Below are 21,682 nucleotides of genomic sequence, written 5' to 3'. Positions count from 1 at the left end.
TCCGATCGACGGTCGGCCCTGCCTAGCGGCGGGCCTTGACGATCTTCTCCTGGTTGACGTCCTCGACGGCGATCGCCTCGAACTCCTCGCGCCCGACGGAGGCGAGGGGCTTGCCCTCTCCAGTCTGGAACTCGAGCTTGAACCTGTCGACCTCGGTCTCGAGCGTCGCGACCGTCTCGTCGGAGAGGACGTTGGTGTCGCGCAGCGTCGAGAGCACCTCGGTGTTGCGACCGAGGTAGTCGAGGAACTCGCGCTCGAAGCGCAGGATGTCCTCGACGGGGACCTCGTCGAGCTTGCCGTTCGTGCCGGCCCAGATCGAGACGACCTGCTCCTCGACGGGGTACGGCGAGTACTGCGGCTGCTTCAGCAGCTCCGTGAGGCGCGCGCCGCGGGCGAGCTGACGACGGCTCGCGGCATCCAGGTCGCTCGCGAACATCGCGAACGCCTCGAGCGAGCGGTACTGGGCGAGCTCGATCTTCAGCGTGCCCGAGACCTTCTTGATCGACTTGACCTGGGCGTCACCGCCGACTCGCGACACCGAGATGCCGACGTCGACCGCGGGACGCTGGTTCGCGTTGAAGAGGTCCGACTGCAGGAAGATCTGCCCGTCGGTGATCGAGATCACGTTGGTGGGGATGTACGCCGAGACGTCGTTCGCCTTCGTCTCGATGATCGGCAGACCGGTCATCGAGCCGGCGCCGAGCTCGTCGGAGAGCTTGGCGCAACGTTCGAGCAGGCGCGAGTGCAGGTAGAACACGTCACCCGGGTAGGCCTCGCGGCCCGGCGGGCGGCGGAGGAGGAGCGAGACCGCACGGTACGCCTCGGCCTGCTTCGACAGGTCGTCGAAGATGATGAGGACGTGCTTGGAGTCGTACATCCAGTGCTGGCCGATGGCCGAGCCGGTGTACGGCGCGAGGTACTTGAAGCCGGCGGGGTCGGAAGCCGGAGCGGCGACGATGGTGGTGTACTGCATGGCGCCGGCGTCCTCCAGGGCGCCCTTCACTGAGGCGATCGTCGAGCCCTTCTGCCCGATGGCCACGTAGATGCAGCGAACCTGCTTGTTCGGGTCGCCCGACTCCCAGTTCGCCTTCTGGTTGATGATCGTGTCGATCGCGATGGCGGTCTTGCCGGTCTGGCGGTCGCCGATGATGAGCTCCCGCTGGCCGCGGCCGACCGGGATCATCGCGTCGATGGCCTTGATACCCGTCTGCAGCGGCTCGTGCACCGACTTGCGCTGCATGACGCCGGGCGCCTGCAGTTCGAGGGCACGCAGGCCCTCGATGCCGGTGATCTCGCCGAGGCCGTCGATCGGGTTGCCGAGCGGGTCGACGACACGGCCGAGGTAACCCTCGCCGACGGGGACCGAGAGGACCTCGCCCGTGCGGGTCACCTCCATGCCCTCCTCGATGCCGGCGAACTCGCCCAGCACGACGACGCCGATCTCGTCCTCGTCGAGGTTCAGCGCGAGGCCGAGCGTGCCGTCGGCGAAGCGGATGAGCTCGTTCGCCATGACCGAGGGAAGGCCCTCGACGTGCGCGATGCCGTCGGCCGTGTCGGTGACGTACCCGACCTCGGTCTTCTGCGCCTGGCCCGGCTCGTACGACGAGACGAACTCCGAGAGAGCCGAACGGATCTCGTCGGGGCTGATGGAGAGTTCTGCCATTGTCTTTCCCTTTTCTGTACCGGTTGTACAGCTACTGGTGTGTCGCGGCGCGGGACGCCGGTCGTTTCATCCGGCGTCAGCCGGCAAGCTTCTGCCTCAGCGAGCTGAGGCGGCTGGCGACGCTCCCGTCGATGACGTCGTCGCCGATCTGCACGCGGACACCGCCGATCACGGCGGGGTCGACGATGGTGTCGAACCGAACACGACGGCCCGCCTGCGCGGCGATGCCCTGCTCGAGGCGGCCGAGCTGCGCGGCCGTGAGCGGCCGGGCGGTCGTGACCGTCGCGACGTCGAAACCGCGCTGGTCGGCGACGACGGATGCCGCGTGTCGCAGCGCCGCGCCGATGCGGCGGCCGCGCGGCTGCTGCACGAGATGACGCACGATCGCGACCGTCTGCGGCGTCGCCTTGCCGACGAGCAGGCGGTCGACGAGCTTCGTCTTGGAGGCGGTCGGGCTCAGCTTGCTGCCGAGCGCGAGCTCGAGCTCCGAGTCGGATGCGACGGTGCGCTCGAACGCGAACAGCTCCGCGTCGATGTCGACGCCATCGGGCCCCGACTCGGCGGCGACGCGATAGCCGATCTCCTCGACGCCGGCGAGGAAGTCCTCGCCGCTCGACCAGCGGCTCGAGGCGGCGGCGATGAGCAGCGCGACCGCTTCTGCGGAGATCTTCGAGCCGAAGACCGCCTGCACGAGCGCGCGCTTCTGCGCGACATCCGCCTCGTTGTCGGTGAGCGCCGAGCGCAGCTGCGACGACGCACCCACGACCCGACCGACCGCGAGGAGGTCCTCGGCGACCGGGAGTTCGGCCCGGCCGAGCTCGGCGAGCGCGGCTCGCGAAACGGCGAGGGCCCCTCTCGTAGCGCTACCCATGGATTACTTCTTCCCTCCGGCGGCCGCCTGCTCGCTCGCCTCGAGGTCCTCGAGGAAGCGATCGACGACGCTCTGCGCCTTGCGGTCGTCGGCGAGGCTCTCGCCGATGACGCCCGACGCGAGGTCGATCGCCAGGGTGCCGACGTCGGAGCGGAGCGAGACGAGCGCGGCCTGGCGCTCGGCCTCGATCTGCGCCTGTGCGGTCGCGGTGATGCGGGCCGCCTCACCGGTGGCCTGCTCCTTCGCCTCGGCGACGATCTTCTTGCCGTCGTCGCGGGCGGTCTCGCGGATGCGACCGGCCTCGACGCGAGCGTCGGCGAGCTGGGCGGTGTACTCCTCGAGTGCCGCCTCCGCCTTGCGCTGGGCCTCGTCGGCCTTCGCGATGTTGCCCTCGATGGCCTCGGCGCGCTCGTCGAGCAGCTTCTGCACGCGCGGCAGCGCATACCTCCAGAAGAAGACGAGGATGATGACGAAGCAGATCAACGACCCGATGATGTCGTACAACTCGGGGACGACCGGGCTCATGTTCTCCTCGGCTGCCTCGGTCGCAGCGCTCAGAACTGCGTGGAGCACATTGGCCTCCTTAGATTGCGGCGGAAGCGGATCAGGTGAAGATGAAGCCCGTGGCGATGCCGATGAAGGCGAGCGCCTCGGTGAAGGCGATGCCGATCCACATCAGCACCTGGAGGCGTCCGGCGAGCTCGGGCTGGCGGGCGACGCCCTCGATCGTCTTGCCGACGACGATGCCGACGCCGATGGCCGGGCCGATCGCCGCGAGGCCGTAGCCGACGGTCGCGATGTTACCGCTGATCTCAGCGAGAACGGTGGTTGCGTCCACGTTGGGTTTTCCTTTCCTAGGGATGTTCTGGGCGGGTGCCCGGGCTCAGTGCTCTTCCGCCACCGCGAGCTGGATGTAGACCGCGGTGAGGAGCGCGAAGACGTAGGCCTGCAGGACGGCGACGAGGATCTCGAAGAGCGTGAAGACGAGGCCGAACGCCAGGCTCCCGACGCCGAGGAGGGTGTACCAGCCGCCGAGCTGGATGACGAAGAACTGCGTGGCCGCGAAGAAGAGCACGAGCAGGAGGTGCCCGACGATCATGTTCATCATGAGTCGGAGCGTGAGCGTGATCGGCCGGATGATGAAGGTCGAGATGATCTCGATGGGCGTGACGATGATGTACACGGGCCACGGAACACCCGAGGGGAACAGCGAGTTCTTGAAGAAGTTCACCGGGTTCTTCTTGACGCCCGCGTAGATGAAGGCGACGTACGCGACGATCGCGAGCACGAGGGGCACGCCGATCACGGACGTGCCGGCGATGTTCAGGAACGGGATGACTCCCGTGAGGTTCATGAACAGGATCATGAAGAACATGGTGGTGAGGATCGGCAGGAACCGCTTGCCGTCCTTCTTGCCGAGCAGGTCGTCGGCGATGTTCACGCGCACGAGGTCGAGGCCCATCTCGACGAGGCTCTGGAATCGGCCCGGCACGACCGTCATCCGGCGGGTGCCGAGCCAGAAGACGAGGAGCAGCGCGACCACGGCGACGATGCGCACGAGGGTGATGCGGTTGATCTCGAAGGGGGTGCCGCCGAAGAGCAGGGCCCCGGGGAAGAATTCCTCGATCGACGGCCCGTGGAAGCCACCATCATCGGTTGACATCGGAACCAGCAGGTTCAGAGCGTTAGCTAGCAGCGCTATCTCCTGTTTCGGGGCGTGGAGCTCGGCTCTCGCGTCGACGAACATCGGAAACGGATTCCGCACAGGCCGAAGCCGGGCGGAAACCGTTGGGGGATCCCCATCACTCTAGCAATACTTCCGGCCCCGGACGAATCGCCGAGGGGGCCTCAGTCGTCGGTCGGAGCCTTGGGCAGCCGGACGTCGCTCACGTACGGGATCCGGGACTTGGCGACGACGAGCACGTCGACGACGAGCGAAACGATGACCCCCGCGACGAGGCTCAGGAAGAGCACCGTCGAGTTCAGCCAGGAGGCGTCGCGGAGCACCACGACGAGCACGATGAAGACGATGAACTTGAGCAGCCAGCCGCCGAGCACGATGCCGAAGAACACGCCGACGAAGACGTCGCTCGAGGCGAACCGGTTGGCGAGGAGGATGCTGGCCGCGGTGATGCCCATGAACACCATGGCCATGAGCGTGCCGAGGAGGGCGCTGATGAGGCCCTCCGTGCCTGCGAACACGAGGCCCAGGATGCCGCTCACGACGAGGACGATCGCGGCCAGCACTCCGCCCCAGGCGAGGGCCCTTCGGAGCACCGGGTTCGAGGTGGGCGTGCGGTCGGAGGGCTCAGGGCGTGCGTCGGTCATCGTGCTCCAGTTCGGGGTCCCCCGATTCTAACCGCGCGCCCTGAACCGGGACCGGGGCGGTCTCGAACTCGTCGAACACCGCTGCCTCGGGGGTGTCCGCCGACTCGGCCTCGGCCGCCACGGTCAGGCGCTTACGGCGTCCGAGGGGCGCGAGCGTGATCGCCGCGCAGACCAGGAACCCGAGGCCGAGCAGCAGGAACGCCCACCACGACGGGATGCCGAAGTACACGGGGAACACGAAGGACAGGAGGCATCCGATCGAGGCGACGGCCGTCCAGCCGTAGAAGATGAGCACCGCGTTCAGGTGGGAGTGACCCATGTCGAGCAGGCGGTGGTGCAGGTGCTTGCGGTCGGCCGAGAACGGCGACTTGCCGGCCCGCAGGCGCCTGACGACCGCGAGCCCGAAGTCGAGGAGCGGGATGAGGAGCACCGCGAACGGCAGGATGATCGGGATGAACGCGGGGAACAGCTCGCCGAGCCCGAGCGACGCCGGGTCGATCTGGCCCGTGACCGCGATGGCCGAGGTGGCCATGAGCAGGCCGATGAGGAGGGCCCCCGCGTCGCCCATGAAGAGCTTCGCGGGGTGCCAGTTGAGCGGGAGGAACCCGACGCAGGCGCCCACGAGCACGATCGCGAGCAGTGACGCGAGGTTGAAGTAGTTGAGGGGCGACGTCTTCTGCACGAGCAGGTACGTGTAGAGGAAGAACACGCCGTTCGCGATGAGGGCGACGCCCGCGACGAGCCCGTCGAGCCCGTCGATGAAGTTGATCGCGTTCATCACGAGCACGATCGTGAACACGGTGATCGTGGCGCTCATCCACGACGAGCCGACGGTGATTCCGCCGATCGGGAGCGACACGATCGAGACGCCCTGCCACGCGATCAGGCCGGCGGCGATGAACTGGCCCGCCAGCTTGGTGGTCCAGTCGAGGTCCCAGATGTCGTCGGCCACGCCGATGAGCACGATGAGCAGGGCCGCGCCGAGGATCGCGAGCATCTGGTTGGGGTTCTGGAAGACGATCGAGACGATCGAGAACCTCGAGGAGCCGAGCGTCGACACGAACGCGGCGGCGCCGATCGACGCGAGGATGCCGACGAACATCGCGATGCCGCCGAGTCGGGGCGTCGGGCGCGTGTGCACGTCGCGCTCGCGGATCTTCGGGTAGAGCCGGTACTTGAGGCTCAGCTTCCACACCAGCACGGACCCGCCGAACGTGACGACCGCGGCCACCAGGGCGAGCGCGAGGAACAGGGTCATGAGGCGGCGGCACCCGCTCCGTCGTCGGCGGTGTCGCGATCGGATGCCGCCGGCTCACCGCCTGCGGCGGGTTCTGCGGCCACGCCCGCGGCGGGCTCGGCGGTGTCGGGCGCACCGGATGCCGCGGCGGCATCCGCCGGCTCACCGTCTGCGGCGGGCGCCGCGTCGCCCGGCGCGAGCAGGTCCTCGCCGACGATCGCCGCGATGCGTTCGCGCGAGATGACGCCCGCGCGAACGATCCGGAGCACTCCCCCGTCGGCGTCGAGCCCGGTGGCGTCGACGATGGTCGAGCTGGTGTCGCCCTGGCGCTCGCCGGTCGCCTCGTATGCCTCGCCCGCGGGGCCGCCGTCGAGGTAGACGGTGACGGCGTCGCCGAGCATCGCCTCGGCGTCGGTCGCGGTCGTGGCGGAGGGCTGCCCGGAGAGGTTCGCGCTCGACACGGCGAGCGGGCCGGTCTCGGACAGGAGCTCGAGCGCGATCGGGTTCGCCGGCATGCGCAGCGCGACCGTGCCGCGCGTCTCGCCGAGGTCCCACTGCAGCGACGGCTGCGCGTGCAGGATCACCGTGAGCCCGCCGGGCCAGAACTCCGCGACGAGCCGGCGCACCGGCTCGGGCACGTCGGCCGCGAGGGCGTCGAGCGTGGGGATGCCGGGGATGAGCACGGGCGGCGGCGACGAGCGCTCGCGGCCCTTCGCCTCGAGCAGGCGCGTGACCGCCGCCGGGTCGAACGCGTCGGCGGCCACACCGTAGACCGTGTCGGTGGGGATCACCACGAGCTCGCCGCGTCCGATGGCGCCGCGAGCGAGCCGCATGCCGGTGAGCAGCTGGGTATCGACCGAACAGTCGTAGATGGGAGTCATGACCGCTCGATTCTAGACCAGCACGCTTGCCATACTCGGGGCATGGGCACGCCGCTGTTCCTCTTCGATTTCGACAAGACGCTCTACGCCTACGACTTCCGCAAGCGCCTGCCGAGGCTCGCCGAGCTCACGGGCGTCAGCCAGTACACCCTGGCGAAGACCTGGTGGGAGGGCGGACATGAGGCCGCCGCCGAGTCGGGCGAGTACCTCTCGACCGATGAGTACCTCGCGGCGTTCAACGACGTGACCGGCGCATCGCTCACCGCCGACGGATGGCGCGAGGCGCGCCGCGCCGCCATGACCCCGATCCCCGCGTCGTTCGCGGCGCTCCGGCGGGCGGGGGAGCTCGGCACCGTGTCGCTGCTGTCGAACAACCCGATCATCTTCCGCGACTCGCTGCACGACCTCGCCCCCGAGGTCGCGGGGGTGCTCGGCGAGAACGACCTGGTCTCGGCGGTGCTCGGCGCCCGCAAGCCCGAGGCCCGCATCTACACCCGCGCGCTCAGCCGGTTCGGCATCCCGGCCGTCGACGCGATGCTCGTCGACGACTCGGGCGCGAACGTCCGCGGCGCGGAGGCGGTCGGCATCACGGGGTTCCAGCTGCTCGAGATCGGAGGCGGCTACAACACGGACGCGCTCGTCGAGGCGATCGAGGCGTTCGCCGCCGAGCGGGGCGTCGCCTGAACGACGGATGCCGCGAGCCGCGACGGATGCCGCGAGCCCGTGCGGCCCGCGGCATCCGTCGCCTGCTCCCCCGTCGTCAGCGGCGGCCCGCCTTGCGGAGGAAGAGCCAGGCGCCCCACACCATGGACACCGCGATGATGCCGAGGCACCACCCGATCGCCCACCACGCCGAGTCGCCGAGCGGCGTGCCCATGAGCAGGGCGCGGATCGTCTCGATCACGGGCGTGATCGGCTGGTTCTCGGCGATCCACTGCAGCCACTCCGGCATCGTCTCGACCGGCACGAACGCGCTCGAGACATACGGCAGGAACAGCAGGATGAAGCCGAAGCCGCTGGCCGCCTCGGGCGTGGACGCCGCGAGGCCGATCGCCGCGAACAGATAGGTGATCGCGAGGATGTACAGCGCGACGACCCCGACCACCGCGAGCCACTCGAGCGGCGTCGCCACCGGGCGGAACCCGACGAGCAACGCGACCGCGATGACGACGGCGGTCGCGACGAGGTTGCGCGCGAGGCTCGCGACGACATGGCCGGTGAGCACCGCGCCGCTGCGGATCGGCATCGTGCGGAACCGGTCGATGATGCCGGTGGTCATGTCGCGCGAGACCGAGATCGCCGTGGACGAGGCACCGAACCCGGCGCACAGCAGGATGATGCCGGGCACGACGTAGTCGACGTAGCCGCCCGACGGGTCGATGGCGTTGCCGAAGATCCAGGTGAACATCAGCATGAGCATCGTGGGCAGCACCACGGCCATGAGCAGGGCCTCCACGTCGCGCACCGAATGGATGAAGCTGCGCGAGATGAAGGTGGACTCGGCGGTGAAGGCGCCGAGGCGCGGGCGGGCGGGGGTCGTCATGGCTGTCATGGTCGTCATGGTCGTCACTTCGCTTCGAGGAGTTCGGGCGAAGCGGATGCCGCGCCGCGGGCGGTGATGGCGAGGAACACGTCGTCGAGGCTGGGGCGCCGGATGGAGACGGCGACCCCGGCTGCGGCGGCCGCAGGGGCGTGGTCGAGCTCGTCGATCGCCGCGCGCAGGCCGTGCACGCTGCCGTCGGTGGGAAGCTCCAGTAGCAGCTCGCCGTCGGCATCGCGCAGCTCCACGACGTCGCCGCCGATGCGGGCCTTCAGCTCATCGGCGGTGCCCTCAGCGGCGACTCGGCCGCGGTCGAGCACCGCGATCCGGTCCGCCAGCCGGTCGGCCTCCTCGAGGTACTGGGTCGTGAGGAAGACGGTCGTGCCGGCGCCCGCCAGCGAGCGGATGACGCTCCAGAGCTCCTGACGGCTGCGCGTGTCGAGGCCGGTCGTCGGCTCGTCGAGGAACAGCACGGCCGGCGCGACGATGAGGCTGAGCGCGAGGTCGAGCCGGCGGCGCATGCCGCCCGAGTACGTGCCGACGCGCCGGCCCGCGGCCTCGACGAGGTCGAAGCGCTCGAGGAGCTCGGCCGCACGGTCGCGTGCGGCACGGCGCCCGAGCCCCGAGAGGCGAGCCATCATCACGAGGTTCTCGGTGCCCGTGAGCACCTCGTCGACGGCGGCGGACTGCCCCGTGAGCCCGATGCGTTCCTTGACGCCCTCGGCGTCGGCGACCACGTCGTGCCCGGCCACGAGCGCGGTGCCCGAATCGGCTCGCACGAGGGTCGTCAGGATGTTGATCGTCGTGGTCTTGCCCGCGCCGTTCGGCCCGAGCAATGCGAACACGGTGCCTGCCGGCACCGCGAGGTCGAGCCCCGAGAGCACCTCGGTGCGACCGAAGCGCTTGCGGAGACCGCGAGCGTCGATGGCGAACGTCATAGCCTGCTCCTTTCAATCGAAATCGTCTGCGTATGGCGCAAACTGTGTATGTAATGCACTGTTGTTTAAGTAATACACAGTTCTAGACTGTCGTCAAGACCGATCGAGAACGGGAGCCGATGCCGAACCCCACGCCACCCGACGCCGAGCGGCCCGACCCCGAACTCCCCCGAGGCGTCGCGCTCGCCTGGGGCATCGCGGCCCACCCGCAGCGCGGCCCGAAGCGCGAACTCTCGATCGAGCGCATCGTCGACGCCGCCATCGAGATCGCCGACGCGGAGGGCCTGGGGGCGGTCTCGATGAGCCGGGTCGCCGCATCGCTCGGCTTCACCACCATGTCGCTCTACCGCTACGTCACGAGCAAGGACGACCTCATCCTCCTCATGCAGGAGAGCGGAAGCGTCGTGCCCGTGCCCGACGACCTGCTCGAGCGCAACTGGCGCGACGGCGTCACGGCATGGGTGCTCGCCATGCGCGCCGCCTATCGGGAGCATCCGTGGCTCGTGGACATCCCGATCTCGGGGGCGCCGATCACGCCGAACAGCCTCACCATCGTGGACTGGTTCCTCCGCGAGGTGCGCTCGCTCCCCTTGAGCGACGGCGAGAAGATGTCAGCCCTGTTGCTCGTCACGAGCTACGTGCGAGCCACGGGCGCGCAGGAGCGGGACATCGGAGCCGCGGCGGCAGCGGCCTCCGACCCGGCGGATGTCACGGGCGAGAACTTCTTCGAGGCGCTCAACGAGCTCGTCACCCCCGAGCGGTTCCCGTACCTCAGTCCGCTGCTCGCCGCCGGCGGGTACGTCGCTGAGCCGGGGGCGGGGTCCGCCGACACCGACGACGACTTCGAGTTCGGACTCCAGCGCATCCTCGACGGCATCGAGTACCACGTCGGCCGCGTCGAGCAGGGGCGCACCGTGGCGCAGCCCGAGCCGCCTGCGCCCGAGCTCGCGCTCCCCCGCGACAAGCAGGTGCGCGAAGCCGCGAAGGCGCGGCGGGAGGCCGAGAAGGCCCTCCGCGAGGCCCGCAAGCGAGAGCGCGAGGCGATCAAGCACGCGCTGGAGCGCGAGAAGCACGCCCGCGAGAAGGAGGAGCGCGAACAGGCCGAGCGTGAGCGACGCGAACGCGAGCGCCTCGAACGCGCCACGTGACGAGCGGGCAGATGCCTCCGCTCAGCGCACCGCGGTCGTCGCCCGGTCGCGCATCGTGAAGTCGCGATGGTGCGAGATCGCCCGCCAACCGTCGGCCGCGAGGATCGCCGCGATGGGCGCCGACTGCGTCTCCGCGTGCTCGACCACCAGCAGTCCGCCCTGGTGCAGCAGCTCCGCTGCGCGCCGTGAGATCACGCGCACGACGTCCAGCCCGTCTTCACCGCCGTAGAGCGCCGCCTCGGGGTCGTGCAGCCGCACCTCGGGATCACGCGGGAGCTCTCCAGCCGGCACGTACGGCGGATTCGAGATGACCACGGCGACGCGCCCGTCGAGCTCGGCGAGCGCCGTGGCGAGGTCGCCGAACACGAGCTCGAGGTTCGACGCGCCGACCTCGTCGACATTGCGCCGGGTCCACGGGAACGCCTCCGGCGAGTTCTCGACCGCCCACACGCGCGCGTGCGGCACCTCGGTGGCCATGGCGAGCGCGATCGCCCCGCTTCCGCTGCCGAGGTCGACCGCGATCGGCTCGGGCTCGGCAGCAGCCCTGAGCGCGTCGATGGCGTACTGCGCGACCTGCTCGGTCTCGGGACGCGGCACGAACACCCCCGGCCCGACTGCGAGATCCAGCGACCGGAAGGCGGCGCGGCCGGTGAGGTGCTGCAGCGGCTCCCGCCGCTCGCGACGCGCGACGAGCGACTCGAGCGTCGCGGCATCCGCCTCGCCGAGCTCGCCGCCGATCACGAGCCTCGCCTGTACGCCGCCCCGGGAGAGCCCGAGCACGTGGCCGATGAGCAGCTCGGCGTCCACCTCGGGATCGGGCACGCCGGCCGCGGCCAGGCGCGCCACCGTCTCGTCGCGCACCGCGCGCAGTCCCCGCGCGCCCGCCGGCGGCATCCGTTCATCCACGAAATGGAATGTAACGCACGTGACCGTGGGAAGGCGCCGCCGTAGGCTGGGCCGCGGCATCCGCCGTCCACGGCGGGCCCCCGTCGTCGCAGCGCCAGCACCCGCACGTCGCACGCACACCCGAGAGGAAGCACTATGACCCAGGTCTTCGACAACATCACCGAGGTCTTCGGTCGCACGCCGCTCGTGCGCCTGAACCGAGTGACCGACGGCGCCGAGGCGACCGTGCTCGCGAAGCTCGAGTTCTACAACCCGAGCGCGAGCGTCAAGGACCGCCTCGGCATCGGCATCGTCGACGCAGCCGAGGCGTCGGGTGAGCTGCAGCCGGGCGGCACCATCGTGGAGGGCACCAGCGGCAACACCGGCATCGCGCTCGCCATGATCGGCGCCGCCCGCGGCTACCGCGTCATCATCGCGATGCCCGAGACCATGAGCAAGGAACGCCGCGCCCTCCTGCGCGCCTACGGCGCCGAGCTCGTGCTCACCCCCGGCGGCGAGGGCATGAAGGGCGCCGTCGCCCGGGCCGAGCAGATCGCCGCGGAGACCCCCGGCGCGGTGCTCGCGAAGCAGTTCGAGAACCAGGCCAACGTCGAGATCCACCGCCGCACCACCGCCGAGGAGGTCTGGAACGACACCGACGGAGACGTCGACATCTTCGTGTCGGGCATCGGCACCGGCGGCACCATCACCGGCGTCGGACAGGTGCTGAAGGAGCGGAAGCCCGAGGTGCGGATCGTCGGCGTCGAGCCCGCGGAGTCGCCGATCCTCAACGGCGGCCAGCCCGGCCCGCACAAGATCCAGGGCATCGGCGCGAACTTCGTGCCCGAGATCCTCGACCGCGACGTCTACGACGAGATCATCGACGTGAACATCGACCAGTCGGTGGCCACCGCGCGACGGCTCGGCGTGGAGGAGGGCATCCTCGGCGGCATCTCGTCCGGTGCCACCGTCTACGCGGCGGTCGAGCTCGCCAAGCGGCCCGAGAACGCCGGCAAGACCATCGTCGTCATCGTCGCGAGCTACGGGGAGCGTTACCTGTCCACGGTGCTGTACGAGGGTCTGCTTGACTGAGCAGGTGGAAATCCTCGCAAGGCTCAGGGAAGACATCGCGACCGCTCGCGCGCACGACCCTGCCTCGAGGAGCTCCACCGAGGTCTTCCTCGCCTACTCCGGCCTGCACGCCATCTGGGGCTACCGTCTCATGCACCGGCTCTGGGAGGCCGGATTCCGGCTGCCCGCGCGCCTCGGCTCGCAGTTCGTGCGCTTCCTCACGGGCATCGAGATCCACCCGGGCGCGCGCATCGGCCGGCGTTTCTTCATCGACCACGGCATGGGCGTGGTGATCGGCGAGACCGCCGTCGTGGGCGACGACGTGATGCTCTACCACGGCGTCACACTCGGCGGCAAGGCGCCGCGCGGCACGCCGCGCGGCGCGAAGCGGCATCCGACGCTCGAAGACGGCGTCACGGTGGGCGCCGGCGCGAAGGTGCTCGGCAACGTCACGATCGGCGCGTGGAGCGCGATCGGCGCGAACGCCGTCGTCACCAGGGACGCGCCGGCGCACTCACTCGTCGTCGGGATCCCCGCCACCTTCAAGCCGCTGTCGCACGCCACCGCGGATGCCGCGCGCGGCGTGCACGACTGGCATATCTGAGCCGACCCCGCCGCTCCTGGCGGGCAACGCAGAAGGGCGGATGCCGCAGCATCCGCCCTTCGCCGTTCCGTACGGCGGGGCTCAGTCGTCGCCCAAGCCCGCGAGCTGCGCCTCCTCGTCGGCCTGGACGGCCGAGTCGATGATGGGGTCGAGGGCGCCGTTCATGACCTGGTCGAGGTTGTACGCCTTGTACCCGGTGCGGTGGTCGGCGATGCGGTTCTCGGGGAAGTTGTAGGTGCGGATGCGCTCCGAACGGTCCATCGACCGGATCTGCGACTTGCGGGCATCGGATGCCGCCGCCGCCTGCTCCTCCTGCTGGCGCGCGAGCAGGCGCGCGCGCAGCACGCGCATCGCCGCCTCGCGGTTCTGCAACTGCGACTTCTCGTTCTGCATCGACACGACGATGCCCGTGGGCAGGTGCGTGATGCGCACCGCGGAGTCGGTGGTGTTCACCGACTGGCCGCCGGGGCCCGACGAGCGGTACACGTCGATCTTGAGGTCGTTCTGGTTGATGTCGACCTCCTCGGGCTCGTCGACCTCGGGGAAGACGAGCACGCCCGTGGTCGAGGTGTGGATGCGGCCCTGGGTCTCGGTGACCGGCACGCGCTGCACGCGGTGCACGCCTCCCTCGTACTTCAGGTGCGCCCACACCCCCTGCGAGGGGTCCGTCGCATTCGACTTGATCGCGACCTGCACGTCCTTGTAGCCGCCGAGGTCGGACTCGTTCTGGTCGAGGAGCTCGACCTTCCAGCCCTTCGACTGCGCGTACTGCATGTACATGCGCAGGAGGTCGCCCGCGAAGAGGGCGCTCTCCGCGCCGCCCTCACCGCCCTTGATCTCCATGATCACGTCACGCCCGTCATCGGGGTCGCGCGGGATGAGGAGTCGCCTGAGCTTCTCCTGCGCCTGCGCGAGGCCCTCCTCGAGCGAGGGAACCTCCTCGGCGAAGGCGTCATCCTCCTTGGCGAGCTCGCGCGCCGCCTCGACGTCGTCCTGGGCCTGGAGCCACGCCGAGTGCGCGGCTGCGATGCGGCTGAGCTCGGCGTAGCGGCGGTTGACCTTCTTCGCGCGCGTGGCGTCGGCGTGCAGCGCCGGGTCGGCGAGCTCCTCCTGAAGATCGCCGTGCTCGGCGATCAGGGCCTGGACGGACTCGAACACGCGGCCTACCGGTGGTCGGTCTCGTGCCCGTGCGAGTGAGCGGCGCCGTTCGCGACGGGCATCGACTTCTGCATGAGCATCAGGAACTCGACGTTCGACTGCGTCTCCTTGAGACGGCCGAGCACTGCCTCGAGCGCCTGCTGCTGTTCGAGCCCCGCGAGGGCCCGACGCAGCTTCCAGGTGATCTTCACCTCGTCGGGCGAGAGGAGCATCTCCTCGCGCCGCGTCGACGACGCGTTGACGTCGACCGCCGGGAAGATGCGCTTGTCGGCGAGCTGACGCGAAAGGCGCAGCTCCGAGTTGCCGGTGCCCTTGAACTCCTCGAAGATCACCTCGTCCATCTTCGAGCCCGTCTCCACGAGCGCCGTGGCGAGTATCGTGAGCGAGCCGCCGTTCTCGATGTTCCGCGCCGCGCCGAAGAACCGCTTCGGCGGGTACAGCGCCGACGCGTCGACCCCGCCCGAGAGGATTCGGCCGGATGCCGGTGCCGCGAGGTTGTACGCGCGGCCGAGCCGGGTGATCGAGTCGAGCAGCACGACCACGTCGTGGCCGAGCTCGACGAGCCGCTTCGCGCGCTCGATGGCGAGCTCGGCGACGGTCGTGTGGTCTTCGGCCGGACGGTCGAACGTCGAGGCGATGACCTCGCCCTTCACCGTGCGCTGCATGTCGGTGACCTCTTCGGGGCGCTCGTCGACGAGCACGACCATGAGGTGGACCTCGGGGTTGTTGATCGAGATCGCGTTCGCGATCTGCTGCAGCACGATCGTCTTGCCCGCCTTCGGCGGCGCGACGATGAGGCCGCGCTGGCCCTTGCCGATCGGCGCCACGAGGTCGATGATGCGCTGCGTCAGCCTGGTGTGCTCGGTCTCGAGTCGCAGGCGCTCCTGCGGGTAGAGCGGCGTGAGCTTCTGGAACTCGACGCGCGCGGCCGACTCCTCGGACGTCTGGCCGTTCACCGAGTCGACCTTGACCAGCGCGTTGTACTTCTGGCGGCTGTTCGACTCGCCGTCGCGCGGCTGCTTGATCGAGCCGACGACCGCGTCGCCCTTGCGGAGGTTGTACTTCTTCACCTGGCCCAGCGAGACGTAGACGTCGCTCGGACCGGGCAGATAGCCGGTGGTGCGCACGAACGCGTAGTTGTCGAGCACGTCGAGGATGCCGGCGATGGGAATCAGCACGTCGTCGTCGAGGATCTCGGGCTCGAGCTCGTCGCCGGTGCCCTGGCCCCGACGCTTGCGGTCGCGGTAGCGGCTGCGGCGCCCGCCCTCGCCCTCGGCCTGCGGCTGGTCGCCGCGGCCCTGGCCCTGCTGCTGCCCGCGTGCGCCCTCGCCCTGCTGCTTGGCGGTGTCGCCCTCGCCCTGCTGGCGTTCGCGCGCGGGACGTCCGCCCTGCTCCTCGCCCTTGGCGCCTGCCTGCCGGTCGGCGGCCTGGCCGTTCTGGCGACCCGGGCGCTCCTCTGCGGGCTTCTGCGCGTCGTCACCGGCGCGCTCGGCGCGGTCGCCGCCGCGGCGGCCGCGGTTGCGGCCGCGACCCTGGCGGGGCTGCTCGGCAGCCTGCTCTCCCTCGCCCTCGGCGGGCTGCGTGCCGCGCGCGCCGTCGCCAGTCGCGGCCGCGAGCTCCTCGCGTACGGCGGCACGCGCGGCCTCGCGGGCGTCGGCGTCGGCGGGGACGAGGTCTACGCCGGCGCCCGCGTTCACGTGCTGCGCGGCTGCGGTGCTGGCGCTCGTCGCACGGCGAGGCTGGCGACCCTGCCGCGCGGGCTGCGTCGCGACCGGCGCGGCCGCGGCATCCGTCGTCTCGGCCGGAGCCTCGACGGCCGGAGCCTCGACGGCCGGAGCCTCGACGCCAGGAGCCTCGACGCCAGGAGCCTCGACGCCAGGAGCCTCGAGGCCGGCGGCCTCGGCGGGCGCGCCGACTGCCACGATGGGGTCGTCGGCGGCGGGCGCCCCGGCCTCGGGAGCCTCGACCGCGGCGGCGGGCTCCTCGGGTGCGGCCGGCTCACTCGTCGCGGGGGCCTCTGCGGCCTCGACGGGCGCGTCGACGGAGGCGCCGCCGTCCTGGTGGGCGGAGATCAACTCCACGAGTTCTCCTTTTCGGCGCTTCGATGCACCCACGATGCCGAGCGAGGCGGCGAGCTCCTGGAGCTCAGCCACCTTCAGGGCGCTGAGGCGGGTGCGGTTCGCCACGCTCACGGTGGCGTGGTCGGTTCCGTTGGTCACTGGGTATGTTCCTTTCCCCTGGCCGCAAGAGTTGCCGACCCAGGAGAGCTGATCGCCGGCACGAGCGATGTCGGTGCGCGGTGGCGCAGACATGCGCGAAAGCGAAAGCAATGGATTGCTGGGAATTGCACGATGCGACAGGGAACGCGATACCTTGCGTTGCCTGCCGGGTGCGGAATAATCCTAACACCTGGCGAGGCGCGTCTCCGACGCACGACTCACCCGGCGGTGCGAGGAGCCTCCTGCGGGGCTCGGCGTTCCGCTTCTGACACCGTCGCGCCAAGGAAGTCGACGGCGAGCGGCAGCGCCTGCCACGCGGTGTCGGCCGACTCCTCGACGAGGCGGATCGCGTCGGCCCGCTCGCTCGGGTCGCTCGCGAGCACGAGGATCGACGGACCCGCCCCGGACACGACCGCCGGATGCCCCGCCGCACGGAGCACCCGGATGAGCCGGTCGGTCTCGGGCATGGCCTGCGCCCGGTAGTGCTGGTGCAGCTTGTCCTCCGTGGCCTGCAGCAGCAGCTCGGGACTCTGGATGAGCGCGGCGATGAGCAGCGCCGATCGTGACACGTTGAACACCGCGTCCTCGTGCGGCACGGACTCGGGCTGCAGCGAGCGGGCGAGCGCCGTGGACATCTCGTGCTCGGGCACGAGCACGAGCGGCGACACGCCGCGATGCACGATGAGCTTCTTGTGCCGCGGGCCCTCAGGCGTCACCCACGCGATCGTGAGGCCGCCGAAGAGTGCGGGCGCCACGTTGTCGGGGTGGCCCTCGAGCTCGGTCGCGAACTCGAGCAGCTCGTCGGGCGTGAACTCGACGACGCCCTGGAGCAGGCCCTTCGCCGCCATCACGCCTGCGACGATCGCCGCCCCCGACGACCCGAGTCCGCGCCCGTGCGGGATCGCGTTGTGCGCCACGAGCCGGAGCGCCGGCATCGGCACGCCGGCGCGCGCGAACGTGTGCGCGATGGCGCGCACCACGAGATGCGACTCGTCGAGCGGAACCTCGCCGGCGCCCACGCCGAACACTCGGATGTCGTGGGTCGCGGCATCCGTCGCCTCGACCTCGAGCTCGTCGTAGCGCGCGAGCGCGAGGCCGAGCGTGTCGAAGCCCGGGCCGAGGTTGGCCGACGTCGCCGGCACCTTCACGTGCACCACGCGGCCGGCGAGCGACGGCGCGACGCCCGAGCCCGGTGCCGTGGTCGCGCTGGTCATGAGACGAGCCCGAGCACCTGGGCGACCCGGGCCGTGTCGACCGGAACGACGATTGGCTTCACGTCGGAGCCGTCGGCCATGCGCAGGGCCCACTGCGGGTCCTTCAGACCGTGGCCCGTGACGGTGAGCACGACCCGCGCCCCCGCCGGCACCACACCGGCTGCGGAGCGTTCGAGGAGCCCCGCGACGCTGATCGCGGAGGCCGGCTCGACGAAGATGCCGACCTCGGCCGACAGGATGCGCTGCGCCTCCAGGATCTTGTCGTCGTCGATCGCGCCGAAGTAGCCGTCGGACTCGTCGCGGGCCTGCAGGGCGAGCTCCCACGAGGCCGGGTTGCCGATGCGGATCGCACTCGCGATCGTGTCGGGGTCGCGCACGGGCTCGCCGCGCACGATGGGCGCAGAGCCCGACGCCTGGAAGCCGAACATGCGCGGCAGTCGCGTCGCGTTGCCCGCAGCGATGTCCTCGCGGTAGCCGCGTGTGTACGCGGTGTAGTTGCCCGCGTTGCCGACGGGGATGAAGTGGAAGTCGGGCGCGTCGCCGAGCACCTCGACGACCTCGAACGCCGCCGTCTTCTGGCCCTCGATGCGGTCGTTGTTCACCGAGTTCACGAGGTGCACCGGATAGTTCGCCGCGAGGTCGCGGGCGATGTCGAGGCACTCGTCGAAGTTGCCCTGCACCTGGATGAGCTGCGCGTTGTGCGCGATCGCCTGGCTCAGCTTGCCCATCGCGATCTTGCCCTCTGGCACGAGTACGGCGGCCGTGATGCCCGCGTGCGTCGCGTACGCCGCCGCCGAGGCCGACGTGTTGCCGGTCGAGGCGCAGATGACGACCTTCGCTCCGCGCTCCACGGCCTTCGTGACGGCCATCGTCATGCCGCGGTCCTTGAAGGAGCCGGTGGGGTTCATGCCCTCGAACTTCACCCACACGTCGGCGCCGGTGCGGCGCGAGAGCGCAGGCGCCGGCAGGAGCGGCGTGCCGCCCTCGCCGAGGGTGACGATTGGCGTGGCATCCGTGACGTCGAGGCGATCGGCGTACTCTCGGATGACGCCGCGCCACTGGCGCGAGCCTGGCTTGGGGGTGGGGTGGTTCACACTGCTCCTTCAACTCGGAGGACGGACGCGACGGATGCGACGACGGGGCTCTGGGCGAGGGCGGCGACGGTGTCGGCGAGCGCGGACTCCTTCGCCTCATGCGTCCCGATCACCAGCGTAGCCCGCTCGGCTGCGCCGCTCACGGTCTGCTGGAGCTGTTCGACCGAGACGCCGTGCTCGGCGAAGACGTGCGCGATGCGCTCGAGCACGCCGGGCTCGTCGGCCACCTCGAGGGTGATCGCATACCGCGTGGTGATGCGGCCTATGTCGAGCACCGGCAGCTCGGCGTGCGTCGACTCCGCGGTGCCCGGGCCGCCGATGACGTGCCGGCGGGCGATCGCGACGAGGTCGCCGAGCACTGCGGAGGCCGTCTGCACTCCCCCGGCGCCAGCGCCGTAGAACATGAGCGGGCCCGCGGCCGCCGCCTCGACGAAGACGGCGTTGTTCGCGCCGTGCACCGCGGCGAGCGGATGTTCGCGGGGCACGAGCGCCGGGTAGACCCGGGCCGAGACGCCCTCCTCGCCGGTCTCGTCGTCGAGGAGGCGCTCGCAGATGGCGAGGAGCTTCACGACGAACCCGGCGCGCCGGGCGGACTCGACCTGGTCGGCCGTCACGCCCGTGATGCCCTCGCGGTACACCGCGTCGACGGGCACGCTCGTGTGGAACGCCAGGCTCGCGAGGATAGCGGCCTTCTGAGCGGCGTCGTAGCCGCCGATGTCGGCCGTGGGATCGGATTCCGCGTACCCGAGCTCGGTCGCAGTGGCCAAGGCGTCCTCGAGGGAGGCGCCCGTCGTGTCCATGCGGTCGAGGATGAAGTTCGTGGTGCCGTTCACGATGCCGAGGATGCGCTCGATGCGGTCGCCCGCGAGGCTGTCGCGCAACGGCCGGATGATCGGGATCGCGCCGCCGACGGCCGCCTCGTACGAGAGCTGCGCGCCGACCTGCTCTGCCGCGGCGAACAGCTCGGGCCCGTGATTCGCGAGGAGTGCCTTGTTGCCGGTGACGACATCCGCGCCGGATGCGATCGCCGCGAGCACGAGCGTGCGCGCCGGCTCGATGCCGCCCATCAGCTCGATCACGATGTCGGAGCCGAGGATGAGCGAATCGGCGTCGGTCGTGAGCAGCTCTCGCGGGAGGGCGGTATCGCGCTTGGCATCGAGATCGCGCACCGCGATGCCGACGAGCTCGATGCGCGCCCCGATGCGCTGCGTGAGCTCGTCGGAGTGCTCGAGCAGGAGCCGCGCGACCTGCGAGCCCACGGACCCCGCCCCGAGGAGCCCGACACGGATGGTGCGGTACTCGATCATGCACGGGTCCCTTCTGCGGCGGCCGGAGCGACGATGTCGTCGCGACCGTCGGGTGCGTCCAGCCCGGCATCGCGGGCGAGGAGGTCGGCCTCGGTCTCGCCGCGCACGATGACCCGCGCGACGCCGTCGCGCACGGCGACGACCGGCGGCCGCGGCACGTGGTTGTAGTTGTTCGCGAGCGACCAGCAGTAGGCGCCGGTCGCGGCGACGGCCACGAGGTCGCCGGGCGCGACGTCGTGCGGCAGGTAGTCGGCGTCGACCACGATGTCGCCCGACTCGCAGTGCTTGCCGGCGACGCGCACCAGGGCGGGCGGCTCGTGGGAGATGCGCGACGCGAGGCGCACCGTGTAGTCGGCGCCGTAGAGCGCGGCGCGCGCGTTGTCGCTCATTCCGCCGTCGACCGACACGTAGTGCCGCCAGCCGCCCTCGATGGGCACCGGCTTGACCGTGCCGACCGTGTAGAGGGTGACGCCGGCCGGGCCGATGATCGAGCGGCCGGGCTCGAAGGCGAGCTTCGGCACGGGCACGCCGTGCGCGTGGCATCCGCTCGCGACAGCTTCGGCGATGCCGAGCGCGATCTGCTCGATGGGCGTGGGGTCGTCGGCCGAGGTGTAGGCGATGCCGAAGCCGCCGCCGAGGTTCAGCTCGGGCAGCGGCGCGACTCGGTCGAGCTCCGCGTGCGCCGCGAGCAGGCGCTCTGCGGACTCCGCGAACCCCGCGGAGTCGAAGATCTGCGAACCGATGTGGCAGTGCAGGCCGAGGAGGTCGAGGGACGCGTGCGAGCGAATGCGCGTGCCGAGTTCGACGGCTCGTTCGAGCGACACGCCGAACTTCTGGTCCTCGTGCGCCGTGGCGAGGAACTCATGGGTCGAGGCGTGCACGCCGCTGTTCACGCGGAGCCGCACGCGCTGCACGCGGCCGGCGCGCGCCGCCGCATCCGCCACCCGCTCGATCTCGACCTCGCTGTCGATGATGATCGCGCCGACGCCCGCGGCCACCGCTCGCTCGATCTCGGCGACCGACTTGTTGTTGCCGTGGAACCCGATGCGTGCGGGGTCGGCGCCCGAGGCGAGCGCGACGGCGAGTTCGCCGCCGGTGCACACGTCGACCGCGAGCCCGGCCTCGGTGACCCAGCGCACGACGGCGCCGGAGAGGAACGCCTTGCCCGCGTAATAGACCGTCACGGTCGTGTCGACGGATGCCGCGGCCGCCTCGAACGCGGCGAGGATGCGCGCCGCGCGCGCCCGCGCGTCCGACTCGTCGATCACGTAGAGGGGCGTGCCGAAGCGCTCGGCGAGCTCGGTCGCGGGCAGGCCTCCGAGCACGAGCCGGCCGTCGGCATCGCGGTGCGCGCGTTCGGGCCAGACCTGCGGCGCCAGGGCGTTGGCGTCGTCGGGCACGCGGAGCCAGCCTGGTATTGCTGCGGTGGTTGCCACGGGGAAACCTCAACGGGACGAGAGCATCGACGGGATCGCTCGCGGCGAGCGAACCCGGATTGGTTCCTGAAGCCTGCTGCGGGCCGCC

21 protein-coding genes are annotated in these 21,682 nt (G+C 70.6%); 4 read left to right on the top strand and 17 right to left on the bottom strand.

The window, feature by feature from the left end:
• Positions 1–22 precede the first annotated feature (22 nt).
• From atpA to ASG80_RS10875, 8 genes are all read right to left on the bottom strand, one after another.
• Positions 23–1,663: a F0F1 ATP synthase subunit alpha gene (gene atpA, locus ASG80_RS10910; RefSeq protein WP_056730455.1), complete on the bottom strand. Its 1,641-nt coding sequence runs from the start codon at positions 1,661–1,663 to the stop codon at positions 23–25.
• Positions 1,664–1,739: 76 nt separating this feature from the next.
• Positions 1,740–2,534 carry a F0F1 ATP synthase subunit delta gene (locus tag ASG80_RS10905; protein WP_056730452.1) on the bottom strand — a complete coding sequence of 265 codons (795 nt, stop codon included), beginning with the start codon at positions 2,532–2,534 and terminating at the stop codon, positions 1,740–1,742.
• Positions 2,535–2,537: 3 nt separating this feature from the next.
• Positions 2,538–3,092: a F0F1 ATP synthase subunit B gene (locus ASG80_RS10900; protein WP_369816254.1), complete on the bottom strand. Its 555-nt coding sequence runs from the start codon at positions 3,090–3,092 to the stop codon at positions 2,538–2,540.
• A 46-nt stretch (positions 3,093–3,138) separates the two neighbouring features.
• The gene (gene atpE / locus ASG80_RS10895) at positions 3,139–3,372 is read right to left on the bottom strand and encodes an ATP synthase F0 subunit C (protein ID WP_056730448.1); all 234 of its coding nucleotides are present in this window, start codon (positions 3,370–3,372) and stop codon (positions 3,139–3,141) included.
• Between the two features lie 45 nt (positions 3,373–3,417).
• Positions 3,418–4,197 carry a F0F1 ATP synthase subunit A gene (gene atpB / locus ASG80_RS10890; RefSeq protein WP_235508275.1) on the bottom strand — a complete coding sequence of 260 codons (780 nt, stop codon included), beginning with the start codon at positions 4,195–4,197 and terminating at the stop codon, positions 3,418–3,420.
• A 185-nt stretch (positions 4,198–4,382) separates the two neighbouring features.
• Positions 4,383–4,862 carry a hypothetical protein gene (locus tag ASG80_RS10885; RefSeq protein WP_056730445.1) on the bottom strand — a complete coding sequence of 160 codons (480 nt, stop codon included), beginning with the start codon at positions 4,860–4,862 and terminating at the stop codon, positions 4,383–4,385.
• Entirely contained in the window at positions 4,843–6,120 is a 1,278-nt protein-coding gene (locus ASG80_RS10880; RefSeq protein ID WP_056730443.1) for an MraY family glycosyltransferase, read from the bottom strand. The genes ASG80_RS10885 and ASG80_RS10880 overlap by 20 nt, the downstream gene beginning before the upstream one ends.
• A complete protein-coding gene (locus tag ASG80_RS10875; protein WP_082590139.1) occupies positions 6,117–6,980 on the bottom strand; it encodes an L-threonylcarbamoyladenylate synthase in 864 nt (287 codons plus the stop codon). Before ASG80_RS10875 ends, ASG80_RS10880 begins: the two co-directional genes overlap by 4 nt.
• A 42-nt stretch (positions 6,981–7,022) precedes the next feature.
• On the opposite strand from ASG80_RS10875, the gene ASG80_RS10870 reads away from it, so the two are divergent.
• Positions 7,023–7,664, top strand: a complete 642-nt coding sequence (locus tag ASG80_RS10870; RefSeq protein ID WP_056730442.1) for an HAD-IA family hydrolase — start codon at positions 7,023–7,025, stop codon at positions 7,662–7,664.
• A gap of 76 nt (positions 7,665–7,740) precedes the next feature.
• On the opposite strand, the gene ASG80_RS10865 is transcribed toward ASG80_RS10870, so the two are convergent.
• On the bottom strand, positions 7,741–8,532 hold the full coding sequence (locus ASG80_RS10865; RefSeq protein ID WP_056730942.1) for an ABC transporter permease: 792 nt from the start codon (positions 8,530–8,532) through the stop codon (positions 7,741–7,743).
• 14 nt (positions 8,533–8,546) lie between these two features.
• Positions 8,547–9,458, bottom strand: coding sequence for an ATP-binding cassette domain-containing protein (locus ASG80_RS10860; RefSeq protein ID WP_056730440.1), 912 nt, complete (start codon positions 9,456–9,458; stop codon positions 8,547–8,549).
• A 119-nt stretch (positions 9,459–9,577) separates the two neighbouring features.
• Here ASG80_RS10860 and ASG80_RS10855 point away from each other — a divergent pair, with 119 nt between their 5' ends.
• The gene (locus ASG80_RS10855; RefSeq protein WP_056730438.1) at positions 9,578–10,606 is read left to right on the top strand and encodes a TetR/AcrR family transcriptional regulator; all 1,029 of its coding nucleotides are present in this window, start codon (positions 9,578–9,580) and stop codon (positions 10,604–10,606) included.
• A 21-nt stretch (positions 10,607–10,627) separates the two neighbouring features.
• On the opposite strand, the gene prmC is transcribed toward ASG80_RS10855, so the two are convergent.
• Positions 10,628–11,500, bottom strand: coding sequence for a peptide chain release factor N(5)-glutamine methyltransferase (prmC, locus tag ASG80_RS10850; RefSeq protein WP_056730435.1), 873 nt, complete (start codon positions 11,498–11,500; stop codon positions 10,628–10,630).
• 147 nt (positions 11,501–11,647) lie between these two features.
• Between prmC and cysK the strand changes: the two genes are divergently transcribed.
• Positions 11,648–12,583 carry a cysteine synthase A gene (gene cysK / locus ASG80_RS10845; RefSeq protein WP_056730433.1) on the top strand — a complete coding sequence of 312 codons (936 nt, stop codon included), beginning with the start codon at positions 11,648–11,650 and terminating at the stop codon, positions 12,581–12,583.
• A gap of 4 nt (positions 12,584–12,587) precedes the next feature.
• Positions 12,588–13,166, top strand: a complete 579-nt coding sequence (gene epsC, locus ASG80_RS10840; protein WP_056730431.1) for a serine O-acetyltransferase EpsC — start codon at positions 12,588–12,590, stop codon at positions 13,164–13,166.
• 81 nt (positions 13,167–13,247) lie between these two features.
• On the opposite strand, the gene prfA is transcribed toward epsC, so the two are convergent.
• The 6 genes from prfA to lysA all read right to left on the bottom strand — a co-directional run bounded on the left by prfA (position 13,248) and on the right by lysA (position 21,594).
• Positions 13,248–14,324, bottom strand: a complete 1,077-nt coding sequence (gene prfA, locus ASG80_RS10835; RefSeq protein WP_056730429.1) for a peptide chain release factor 1 — start codon at positions 14,322–14,324, stop codon at positions 13,248–13,250.
• A gap of 5 nt (positions 14,325–14,329) precedes the next feature.
• Positions 14,330–16,543: a transcription termination factor Rho gene (gene rho, locus ASG80_RS10830; RefSeq protein ID WP_235508274.1), complete on the bottom strand. Its 2,214-nt coding sequence runs from the start codon at positions 16,541–16,543 to the stop codon at positions 14,330–14,332.
• A gap of 218 nt (positions 16,544–16,761) precedes the next feature.
• Complete coding sequence (thrB, locus tag ASG80_RS10825; protein WP_056730427.1) at positions 16,762–17,757, bottom strand: homoserine kinase; 996 nt, start codon at positions 17,755–17,757, stop codon at positions 16,762–16,764.
• Positions 17,754–18,851, bottom strand: a complete 1,098-nt coding sequence (gene thrC / locus ASG80_RS10820) for a threonine synthase (protein WP_056730425.1) — start codon at positions 18,849–18,851, stop codon at positions 17,754–17,756. The genes thrB and thrC overlap by 4 nt, the downstream gene beginning before the upstream one ends.
• On the bottom strand, positions 18,848–20,158 hold the full coding sequence (locus ASG80_RS10815; protein ID WP_056730424.1) for a homoserine dehydrogenase: 1,311 nt from the start codon (positions 20,156–20,158) through the stop codon (positions 18,848–18,850). The genes thrC and ASG80_RS10815 overlap by 4 nt, the downstream gene beginning before the upstream one ends.
• Positions 20,155–21,594, bottom strand: coding sequence for a diaminopimelate decarboxylase (gene lysA, locus ASG80_RS10810; protein ID WP_056730423.1), 1,440 nt, complete (start codon positions 21,592–21,594; stop codon positions 20,155–20,157). The genes ASG80_RS10815 and lysA overlap by 4 nt, the downstream gene beginning before the upstream one ends.
• Positions 21,595–21,682 lie beyond the last annotated feature (88 nt).

Origin of the sequence: Agromyces sp. Soil535, assembly GCF_001428255.1 — a bacterium.
Lineage (GTDB): Bacteria > Actinomycetota > Actinomycetes > Actinomycetales > Microbacteriaceae > Agromyces.
Note: the sequence above shows the minus strand (reverse complement) of the source record. Positions and strands in the feature narration are given on the sequence as shown.

Bases quoted from the DNA above. Each gene is read 5' to 3' on its own strand.
- atpA (WP_056730455.1), bottom strand. From the start codon at position 1,663: ATGGCAGAACTCTCCATCAGCCCCGACGAGATCCGTTCGGCTCTCTCG.
- ASG80_RS10905 (WP_056730452.1), bottom strand. From the start codon at position 2,534: ATGGGTAGCGCTACGAGAGGGGCCCTCGCCGTTTCGCGAGCCGCGCTC.
- atpB (WP_235508275.1), bottom strand. From the start codon at position 4,197: ATGTCAACCGATGATGGTGGCTTCCACGGGCCGTCGATCGAGGAATTC.
- ASG80_RS10885 (WP_056730445.1), bottom strand. From the start codon at position 4,862: ATGACCGACGCACGCCCTGAGCCCTCCGACCGCACGCCCACCTCGAAC.
- ASG80_RS10880 (WP_056730443.1), bottom strand. From the start codon at position 6,120: ATGACCCTGTTCCTCGCGCTCGCCCTGGTGGCCGCGGTCGTCACGTTC.
- ASG80_RS10875 (WP_082590139.1), bottom strand. From the start codon at position 6,980: ATGACTCCCATCTACGACTGTTCGGTCGATACCCAGCTGCTCACCGGC.
- ASG80_RS10870 (WP_056730442.1), top strand. From the start codon at position 7,023: ATGGGCACGCCGCTGTTCCTCTTCGATTTCGACAAGACGCTCTACGCC.
- ASG80_RS10865 (WP_056730942.1), bottom strand. From the start codon at position 8,532: ATGACAGCCATGACGACCCCCGCCCGCCCGCGCCTCGGCGCCTTCACC.
- ASG80_RS10860 (WP_056730440.1), bottom strand. From the start codon at position 9,458: ATGACGTTCGCCATCGACGCTCGCGGTCTCCGCAAGCGCTTCGGTCGC.
- ASG80_RS10855 (WP_056730438.1), top strand. From the start codon at position 9,578: ATGCCGAACCCCACGCCACCCGACGCCGAGCGGCCCGACCCCGAACTC.
- prmC (WP_056730435.1), bottom strand. From the start codon at position 11,500: ATGCCGCCGGCGGGCGCGCGGGGACTGCGCGCGGTGCGCGACGAGACG.
- cysK (WP_056730433.1), top strand. From the start codon at position 11,648: ATGACCCAGGTCTTCGACAACATCACCGAGGTCTTCGGTCGCACGCCG.
- thrB (WP_056730427.1), bottom strand. From the start codon at position 17,757: ATGACCAGCGCGACCACGGCACCGGGCTCGGGCGTCGCGCCGTCGCTC.
- ASG80_RS10815 (WP_056730424.1), bottom strand. From the start codon at position 20,158: ATGATCGAGTACCGCACCATCCGTGTCGGGCTCCTCGGGGCGGGGTCC.